General features: G+C 46.3%; 9 protein-coding genes. 6 read left to right on the forward strand and 3 right to left on the reverse strand.

What is annotated here, in order from left to right; genetic code table 11:
• The 3 genes from H6F50_RS09810 to H6F50_RS09820 all read left to right on the forward strand — a co-directional run.
• A partial coding sequence (locus tag H6F50_RS09810; RefSeq protein ID WP_190428553.1) for a PAS domain-containing sensor histidine kinase occupies positions 1-1,317 on the forward strand: 1,317 nt, incomplete at its 5' end.
• Between the two features lie 48 nt (positions 1,318-1,365).
• Positions 1,366-1,968 (forward strand): DUF1517 domain-containing protein, encoded by a 603-nt coding sequence (locus H6F50_RS09815; RefSeq protein WP_190428554.1) that lies wholly within the window; start codon positions 1,366-1,368, stop codon positions 1,966-1,968.
• Positions 1,969-2,018: 50 nt separating this feature from the next.
• Positions 2,019-2,900: a hypothetical protein gene (locus H6F50_RS09820; protein ID WP_190428555.1), complete on the forward strand. Its 882-nt coding sequence runs from the start codon at positions 2,019-2,021 to the stop codon at positions 2,898-2,900.
• 454 nt (positions 2,901-3,354) lie between these two features.
• Here the strand turns inward: H6F50_RS09820 and H6F50_RS09825 are convergent, their stop codons facing one another.
• Positions 3,355-3,513 (reverse strand): hypothetical protein, encoded by a 159-nt coding sequence (locus H6F50_RS09825; protein ID WP_190415467.1) that lies wholly within the window; start codon positions 3,511-3,513, stop codon positions 3,355-3,357.
• Positions 3,514-4,734: 1,221 nt separating this feature from the next.
• Here H6F50_RS09825 and H6F50_RS09830 point away from each other — a divergent pair.
• A complete protein-coding gene (locus H6F50_RS09830; protein WP_190428556.1) occupies positions 4,735-4,896 on the forward strand; it encodes a hypothetical protein in 162 nt (53 codons plus the stop codon).
• A 641-nt stretch (positions 4,897-5,537) separates the two neighbouring features.
• Positions 5,538-5,879: a hypothetical protein gene (locus H6F50_RS09835; protein ID WP_190428557.1), complete on the forward strand. Its 342-nt coding sequence runs from the start codon at positions 5,538-5,540 to the stop codon at positions 5,877-5,879.
• A 72-nt stretch (positions 5,880-5,951) separates the two neighbouring features.
• Here H6F50_RS09835 and nadB read toward each other — a convergent pair whose 3' ends face one another.
• On the reverse strand, positions 5,952-7,724 hold the full coding sequence (gene nadB / locus H6F50_RS09840) for an L-aspartate oxidase (protein WP_190428558.1): 1,773 nt from the start codon (positions 7,722-7,724) through the stop codon (positions 5,952-5,954).
• A 238-nt stretch (positions 7,725-7,962) separates the two neighbouring features.
• The gene (gene psbU / locus H6F50_RS09845; protein WP_190415476.1) at positions 7,963-8,397 is read right to left on the reverse strand and encodes a photosystem II complex extrinsic protein PsbU; all 435 of its coding nucleotides are present in this window, start codon (positions 8,395-8,397) and stop codon (positions 7,963-7,965) included.
• Positions 8,398-8,639: 242 nt separating this feature from the next.
• Here psbU and H6F50_RS09850 point away from each other — a divergent pair.
• Positions 8,640-9,187 (forward strand): peroxiredoxin (locus H6F50_RS09850; RefSeq protein WP_190428559.1); only part of this gene is annotated, 548 nt, incomplete at its 3' end.

The raw sequence follows: 9,187 nt of genomic DNA on the forward strand, positions 1-9,187 counted from the left end.
GATGGCGAATACGGTTGGATTGTAGATAAAGGAGTTCCCCGGTTTACCCCAGAAGGAGATTTTGCGGGTTACATTGGCACCTGCATCGACATTACCGAGCGCAAAGCTAACGAGGAAGCACTGAAGGAAAGCCAACGTTTCATTCAGAAAATTGCCGATACAACTCCTAATTGGCTCTACATTTATGACATAATCCAAGATTGTAATGTTTATGCCAATCGTCGAACGGAAGACTTTTTTCAATGCACCCAGGCAGAAATTCAAGCAATCGGATCGCGGATTTTATCAGATTTTTTACACCCAGAAGATTTCGCTAAAATCGAGGAATTTAGCAAAGAGTTTGCCAGTACTACAGAAGATCAAGTAATCGAAAAAGAATACCGGATGAAAAACGCCACGGGTGAATGGCGTTGGTTTCATATCAGTGAGGTTGTCTTTACAAGAACTGCTGACGGTAGACCCGAACAAATCCTAGGTACAGGAGTAGACATCACCGATGTTAAAAAAGCGGAAGAAATTCATCTGGCGCTAGAAAGAGAAAAAGAACTCAGTCAGCTTCAGATGCGCTTTTTTTCAATGGTTTCCCATGAATTTCGCACTCCAATCAGCACGATTTTACTCTCTTCGCAATCCTTAGAACATTCCTTCGAGCGATGGTCAAAAGAGAAATTATTGAAAAATATTTCTCGTATTCAAGCCAGTGCCAAACACATGGTTCAGCTATTAGAAGATATTCTAATAATCAATAGAGCAGAAGCTGGAAAACTAGAATTTAATCCTGCGTCTATTGATATCAAAAAGCTTTGCTACTACTTAACTGAAGAAATGCGGTTAATTGCAGGTAGTAAGAATTCAATAATATTTGTCAGCCAGGGAGATAGCCCAAACTCAGCAATCGATGAAAAACTTCTGCGCTCGATTGTTACCAATTTACTCTCCAATGCGATTAGATACTCCCCCCAAGGCAGTCATATTCATTTTTCCCTCGTTTGCGATCGCCAAGAGGCAACTCTGCAAATTAGGGATAAAGGCATTGGTATTCCGCCAGAAGACCAACTTCATTTATTTGAGCCGTTCTATCGAGGGGAAAATGTTGGAAATGTTGCTGGTTCGGGATTAGGACTAACCGTGACTAAGAAGTGTGTGGACTTACACGGCGGCACAATTACAGTAAAGAGTGAAGTCGGGGTGGGAACCACTTGCACTGTGACATTGCCTTTATACAACCCTGTAAGGCCAGGAAGTCTCCAGCCCAGCTTGAGCAGTCAAACCATTCTGAGGGTAGACGGCTGCGATCGCACCCACCGAGTAAAGTAAAAAAGTAGCTCAATTGACTAAGATTGGCATTTGGTAGCAAGATAAGTCATGACTTCTTGGCGCGATCGCTTCAATCAAATCAGTGGCAAAAACCGCTTCGTAGTCTGTCGTTTGTTTGTCCATCTAGCAGGTGCAGAGGTTGCGCCTCTGTTGGGAGTTCTAAATCGTGCTGCTAGAGAAGCCGTCGAAGCTGACGGGGATCTGCAAATTTTGGGCGAAGGACTGGTTGAAATTTGTCAGAACCTCTTACAGTACGATACTTACTGGCAATCCGCAGCGAATGAAGGCGACGTTTTCTGGAATGAAGGTGAAGCTGGGGACTATGTGAATGAATTGTTCACAGACTCTGCTGAGCGCTATTTGAGCGAACCAGACTTCAGCCAACCTTCTCACGGAAATGAACCCTTGTCATTGCCAGTCACTCGCAACTTGATTGTGATGATTACGGTGGCTTATGAGGGGGAACTTCCCGTACTCGAAGGCGATCTCGCCAATCTTAGTGCGCTTAAAGAAGGTCTAAAAGCCTTGGTTAATCTGCACTATCAGGAAAGGCTGCGAGCAATACAAGTTCACTTTTCTCCAGCGCAGTTGGGTGATGAACTCACAAACGATCAATTGTTGCTGAATTTTCCAGAACTGATTCCCCTTTAGATTCCCCTTTAATGGCTAATAGCTTCCTCATCAAAATTATTCATCCGTTTATGTTACGTAGATTGACCATTCTTTTCATGTCCCTGACGTTGTGCTTCACAACGGTAGCTTGTGGTAGTCCCTCAACCACAACCCAAGCCCCATCTCAGAATCGGGACTTCAAGACAACGACCACTCAAAGTCGTTTGCCTGACGGACAATATCCAGTCCAGCAGGCAACCTACAATGATGCCGATGGGGAATACACCCTCATGTTGCTCAATACCCCTCCGGGCACGCCCGCTGTTTATCGCTCTACAGATTTGCAAATGGCACGTCTGACAGACGAAGAAATTAAGTCTGGTCAGAAGGGTTATGTGAAAGCAGCTAACGGTCAGGCATCTCTGCACATTCCAGAAGACTTCAAAATTGAATACGTTCACAACGTCACTGAAACGCGACCCGACCCTCAAACAGGTCAAACCCAGACCGTGGTCGTGCGTCAGCAGTCAAGCTTCTGGGCACCTTTTGCAGGAGCATTGGCAGGTCAAGCCGTAGGCAGTTTGTTGTTTACGCCGCGTTACTATATGCCGCCAGTGTATCAACCGGGCGGAATTATGAGAGGTTACGGCGGATACGGCAACACTTATAGTCAAGCGGTTCAGCAATACCAAACCCGCTACCAAGCGCCGCCACCAGCTGTTAGAAATCGTCAAACCTTGCGGACAACTGGGCGCTTAAGATCGCCTTCATCCAGTCAACCGACCAGCATTCGTCGAGTCCCGCAAAGCGGAAACCGTTCTACTGGATCGGGTTATGGTTCCAGCACGTTGCGTCGCTCTAACGGATCGACTCCCAGCCGCGCGAATAGAAGTCCCAGTTTTGGCAGCGGATCGCGATCGCGTCCCAGTCGTAGTCGGGGATCGTTTGGTTCTGGTGGCAGACGCCGCTAATTATCGAGAGCGTGGGTAACGCCTATTCTCCTAGCTAGCTCTGTAAGCGCACATTGCCTTGCGCTTACAGAGTCAAAAGAAATTTTTACAAGCTGTATCTTATTGCTTTTGGCCGTTTGAGAAGACTCTGGGGCTGAACTTCCTGGAACCCCTCCCCGCAAGCGCGGAGGGAAATTAACTTGCGGTTACGAGTATTAAGTCAAACAAAAAACGCCCAACAAAAACTTGAGGGCGTTGATCATCAGGGTGCATCTACTAAATTCAATATACCTCACTGAGGGGTCACACCCCCCACCCCTAATAAAAGATTGTTATAAAACTTCTCAATCGCTCCTCAAAAAGCCAAACGTTCTGGCTGTCGCGCGTTATCCCCCTTCACTTTATTAGCGGCTACATCAGGGCTTCCTCTTTACCCACCTTGGTAGGTAGTGTAGCGGTGCGTCCATTGCGGGGGTTAAGGAACTGTTGCAGACGATTTGCACAACAAAATGACATTACTACCAGAAGCTGCTTCTACCAGCTTCAAAGAACCGAGTAGCCGCCCATAGCCTGCGCGATCGCTACTCCCCCAAAAACAAAAAACGCCCAACAAAAACTTGAGGGCGTCGATCATCAGGGTGCATCTACTAAATTCAATATACCCCACTGAGGGGTGTGACCCCTCAGTGCCGAAAAGATGTTACAAAACTTTACATTTTGGGGGAGCGATTAGCCGAGAGTCCTTATCAAGGGGGTTGAAGGATGCTTGGGCGTTGCTGATTTGGTAATGCTATAGCTATTTCACAAGCAGATTCCTTCGTGGAAAAATCATTACTTTTCAGCAACGCCGATGCTTGCAGTCAATCCAGATAAAGCAATACCTTGAAACCTACGTACAGCCTAGACGTCAAGAGAGACTTGAGAGACACACTAAGCGATCGCTTCTGTTAGCTTTGTATTTACTTGATCTGTACTTTGTCTACCCAAATCGCTTATCTCTCAAGCAGTGCGTGCAGATTGAGCTTTCTCGCCTGATTGACTGAAAAAACTCCCCTCCTTCCTATCCCTGCTACCTATAGCAGTCCTCAAGGATTCGTGAAGCCTTGCTCCCCGGCTTCTTAGAGAAGTTGAGAAGCTGAAGGGCTGGCATTCCACAACTCAAATAGGATTGCTATAGTTAGTTGAATTTCTCCAGCGTAGCTGCTACTTAAACGAAATTCGCCCAAAATAGTATCAGTAGTTTTGGTCGCAACAATGCTATATTTGATAGCCGTTATCGTTCTTATTTAAATTTGTTTTTATAAATTGACGGCGACTTAGGGCGTAAAATTTAAATTCGATCTATACTAATCCCTCAGACGATCCCCTGTATTTTTCCTAAGAAAAGTTTACCCATTAGGGTGATGTGTAAAGGAGGTGAGGAGGGAAACATGGTAATAGCTTGATGGAATGACCCTAAACAGGGCAACTTGACAACAAGTAGCCTGCATATTCGATTTCAAGAGGTTTTGGATATGTCCTTGCTTTTTTTAATCCCTTTAGCAATCTCGATAGCATCAGCCTTCGTCATCTTTGAGAATTCTCACGATGAAGTTGCCATGCTTGCTGCATCAGCAGCATCTGTCAGTTTGATTCTATGTTTGCTCTTTTTGCCTTGGCAAGTCCAGCTTTTGGTATTGATGTTTGTCTTAACGATTACTAGACGGGTTTCTGTGCCAAATCAGAGCAAATTTAGGTAAAAAGACAATAATTTATGCTGCGCTTTCCTGTACAGCGAACTCCAATCCAGTCTCGATCTAGGTTGTTAGAGCTGGATTTGGTAACGCTGATACTGAACCTCTAACTGAAACATCTGATGAACTGCTGCCATTTTGAACAGCAGCTATCGTTTACAGGTTCTTCGGATAAACTCATCGACTCTCAAGAGTTTATTTGCTTTGGTAGGTATATCCCAGTTTGCCCTGCCATCCTAAGCGTGAAAAGGCGCGATCGCTGGAACCTCTACACCCAGCGCTGAAACTGCCCTTTCTTAAACACAGTCTTGACCAATGCTGCCTTGTGCTTTTCGCCTTGATGATTCACTTAATAGACTTGGGTGTGAATACGCCTACTTTTTTGGGATGCGTCATGAGCTGAGGATAGAACCATGTTTGTCCTCTACTTGGGCGCTCGGCACGCATAGCCGCGCCATTGCTTGTGACAGATGCGTAAGTCCTGACGATTTTACTTCATGTCTGCAATGGATACATCTAGTGCCCCTCTTTAAAAAAGACCTGGGGATATCTGATATGTCGTCTCCAAAAATGAAAGGTATAACACCTGTCTTGAAAGATTCGATCAAACTTTTAGCAATTAATACCAAAGGAAGAGCCTAAATCATTTTTGATTTGATAATAACTTTTTCGAGAAAATAAAAATACGAAATATTAAGCTTATAAAAATTTTCCGGATTCATTGCCAGATCTATCGTTGAAAATACTGAATACTAAACTTACAAATAAACGTTTAGTTGACCACTACACAGAAACGCCTGCTATTGTCAGAAAATCACTCGAACAACTTCCACAGCTTTGTTTAGCATACCTTACTACAGATTCTAACTTTACAAATTCTTTGTAGAAGCTCAAGTTTTTATAAAGAGAACGTAAAGAAAAAGATTTGATAAAGGTACTGGCTACTGAGGTTTTCAGTGGATATACTGATATTACTGGCACTCCCAAAAGTGGCACTCCCAAAAGTCTAGGAACTGTAACGGGTGTTATGAGTAATTACTTGCGATTCACAGGAACAGCAACTTTACTGATTGGGTTGCAACTATTCAGCCCCCAGATGGTGTCTGCCAGAATCGACCCCACTCTTCCCAACAACAGCCCGTCAAACAGCTTCTGGAGTGCTGCTGAGACCCAGAATTTACTAAAGTCTGGCGGGGAAGGGAAAGCATTTCAACCGAAAGATAACGGCCCTCCCGCTGGTGATGGAACGGGTGCAGGAACGCGCTGAACTAGGCAAAGGTAAAGGTCAAGTAAAAGTTAAAAGGCAAGCAGAAAGAAGTTTGTTCTCTCTTCTAACTGTTTAGTTTTGCAGAGGGGGAGATTTCCACCAATGCTGATGTTGAACTAAGGTGTGAACTTGCCAGTTTGGCGAGGTTTGAGAGAAGTCAGTTCGGTAGTGTCCGCCTCGACTCTCTGTGCGAAAAGCAGCACTTTTGAGAATTAGATACGCTACATCTAGTAAGTTGTGAGTTTCTCCCCAAGTTCGCAGTTGTTGGTCGGCATCGGGTAAGTCGAAACTAGCACGCTGACCGGGGATTAAATTCATCAGGTACTCACTTAGAGACAGAGCAGCAAATTCCTGTTGCCAAACTTCGATTTGAGCGATCGCATTCTCTAAAACCTCTTGCGATCGACAAATTCCAGCACTTTGCCACACTAAGCGCGGTAACTCTTGGCGTAAAGCTTCAATTTTGTCTCGTTCGGTCGAATCGCAGATGAATGATGAGGGATGAGAGAGAGTCAAAGGGGAAATTTCTCCTATGCTTCCACTGTCTGGTTTTTCTTGTGTTGTTTCATCCTGCATCGTTGCTGTTTGATCCTTTCGAGTCTTTCCTTCTTGCTTCTGACTCCTTTCTAAATGAGCCAGTTGGGCACCAAACACCAAACATTCCAGTAGGGAATTACTGGCGAGACGATTGGCACCGTGAACGCCAGTACTAGCTGTTTCCCCAATCGCATATAAACCGGGAATCGAGGTGCGATTCATTAAATCGCTGGCGACGCCTCCCATCCAGTAATGAGCCGCTGGCGCAACCGGAATTGGCTCGTGAAAGACATCAATTCCCCACCGCTGACACACCTGGATAATGTTAGGGAAACGGTGGCGAATCTTTTCTTCGGGAATTGGGCGCAAATCTAAGAAAACGTGACCTGTGGCAGGGTCGGCTGCAATTTGCTGCAAGTGGCTAAAAATCGCTCGACTGACAACATCTCTCGGTGCGAGTTCACCCGCTGGATGGTAATCAAAGGCAAATCGCCGTCCTTGGGAATCGACCAGATGAGCGCCTTCCCCCCGGACTGCTTCGCTAATCAAAAAACGAGGCGCACCTGGCTTGGTGAGGGCTGTAGGGTGAAATTGGACAAATTCTAAGTCTCGCAGGATAGCCCCAGCACGCCACGCGATCGCTACCCCATCTCCCGTACTGACCGATGGATTTGTCGTTTGAGCAAATACTTGACCTCCGCCGCCTGTCGCCAGCACCACCGCGCCCGCCCTTATCCAGCTAATCTGATTTTGGTAAACCAGGCAAATTCCCTGGCACTCACCAGTTTCAGGATTGAGCCACAGACTTAGGGCAAATGCTTGAGAGATAATCTGGATATTCTGACGACGCAGCACTTGTTCGGTTAAGGTACTCACCATTGCGCGACCCGTCGTATCGGCAGCATGAAGCACGCGGGGACGAGAATGAGCCGCCTCTAAGGTCAAAGCGAGATAGGTTCCTTTGCGGTCAAAGGCAACGCCCATATCCACGAGCGAATCAATGCAGGATGCAGCCTCCTCTACAAGAAACTGTACGGCTTCTTTGTCACACAAACCCGCCCCTGCCCGCATTGTGTCCTCAATGTGCAGCGAAGATGAGTCTGTCGGGTCAATTGCAGCCGCGATGCCGCCTTGCGCCCAGTCGCTGGCAGAAAGGGGCAGAGTATCCTTTGTAATCAAACCAACTTGATACGAGTCTGGCAGACAAAGCGCTGCATAAAGTCCTGCTGCACCTGCGCCTACTACCAAGACATCAAACTGGATGGGTATTTCCTGCTGGGGTAAAGATTTTAAGTTTATAGAGTTCAACGATAAGTTCCTTAATACTTCCACTCATAATAAATAACCCACTCCTTAATGGAGTGGGTGATGAAAATCGAGTCGTTAGGGGCGAAGGTTCTTTTGAGGGTCTAGATTCTGAATGCAAGGTTAAGTTGATCTCACCCAGCTTGCAGAATCTTTTCCCGGATAGTCACGACTCAGCACGGTTAGCAAATCGCTAAGTTTATGCTCAAAGAGCTATAGTACTCAGCACTTTATCAGCGCTTTAGTAGTAGCCGTTGTTATAGCGATCGCCACCTTCCACGAAGCTTGATTCTATTTCTGTCACCGTGAAATTATCCAGGTTCGCTTGAAGCCGTTCTTTTTGACCGTCACTTAGGCCTGGAATTTGCAGGACATCTTCTACTTTCTTGTAAGGTGCATTATCGACAACTTTGCGAGCCAGAGTGGGGTACAGCCCTGGATATTGCCGAAACGCTCGCACATTGGTGTTGTTCAAGTCAATCTTTTTCCCGAACTCGGTGGCTAGCTTATCATCCGCCCGATTCCGGAGGGGTGCCTCGACTGCTGCCAACACTGATGAAGAGTGCAGTGCTACACCCGTCAAATCGGCTGCAATAGCGCTTTTGGGCAGCCCCATCCATCCTAAGCAGCTCACCAACATAGCCAACACTGTCAGCAGACGAACCAATCGTTTCATAAACTTAAATCCTCCTGACACAGCATGATTGAGGGTACCATGTCCTCAACTATTAGTTTAATTTTTGTTTTCTATCCTCTCATCTTATTACCTCTCGGTACCCACTCCACCTCAACTCTGGAACAATTGGAAGTTGGCTAGTTTTCCCAAATCTTAATAAAGAGCTAAACTCCGACCGGGAAACTGGGGTTTTGTGGCAATATAGAAGATCGTTCCTCAAGGTAGTTCACAGGAAATTCAATATGGTTCTTAGATTAGGCGACCAAGTACCCGACTTCACTCAGGATTCTACACACGGTCAAATCAACTTTTATGAGTGGGCTGGCGATAGCTGGGTAGTGCTATTTTCTCACCCCGCAGACTTTACGCCCGTTTGCACCACAGAACTTGGCGAAGTCGCTCGTCTCAAGCCAGAATTTGACAAGCGCAACGTGAAGGCGATCGCACTTAGCGTCGATGATGTTGACTCCCACAAAGGGTGGGTTGGTGATATCGAAGAAACTCAGAGTGTTGGTCTTAACTACCCAATTCTGGCAGATCCGGATAAGAAGGTCTCTGACCTTTACGACATGATCCACCCCAACGCCGCCAACACCGTAACGGTTAGATCGGTCTTCGTCATCGATCCGCAGAAGAAACTGCGTCTCACCTTCACCTACCCCCCCAGCACCGGACGTAACTTCGATGAATTGCTGCGGGTAATCGATTCGCTGCAACTGACGGATCACTACAGCGTAGCCACTCCAGTTAACTGGAAAGAGGGAGACGATTGTGTAATCGTTCCTTCGCT

This window comes from Coleofasciculus sp. FACHB-712, from assembly GCF_014695635.1.
In the GTDB taxonomy this organism is placed as follows: Bacteria; Cyanobacteriota; Cyanobacteriia; order Cyanobacteriales; family FACHB-T130; genus FACHB-T130.

What these genes read in the sequence shown, in the direction of transcription:
- H6F50_RS09815 (WP_190428554.1), top strand. Translation starts at nt 1,366, where the DNA reads ATGACTTCTTGGCGCGATCGCTTCAATCAAATCAGTGGCAAAAACCGC.
- H6F50_RS09820 (WP_190428555.1), top strand. Translation starts at nt 2,019, where the DNA reads ATGTTACGTAGATTGACCATTCTTTTCATGTCCCTGACGTTGTGCTTC.
- H6F50_RS09825 (WP_190415467.1), bottom strand. Translation starts at nt 3,513, where the DNA reads ATGATCGACGCCCTCAAGTTTTTGTTGGGCGTTTTTTGTTTTTGGGGG.
- H6F50_RS09830 (WP_190428556.1), top strand. Translation starts at nt 4,735, where the DNA reads ATGAACTGCTGCCATTTTGAACAGCAGCTATCGTTTACAGGTTCTTCG.
- psbU (WP_190415476.1), bottom strand. Translation starts at nt 8,397, where the DNA reads ATGAAACGATTGGTTCGTCTGCTGACAGTGTTGGCTATGTTGGTGAGC.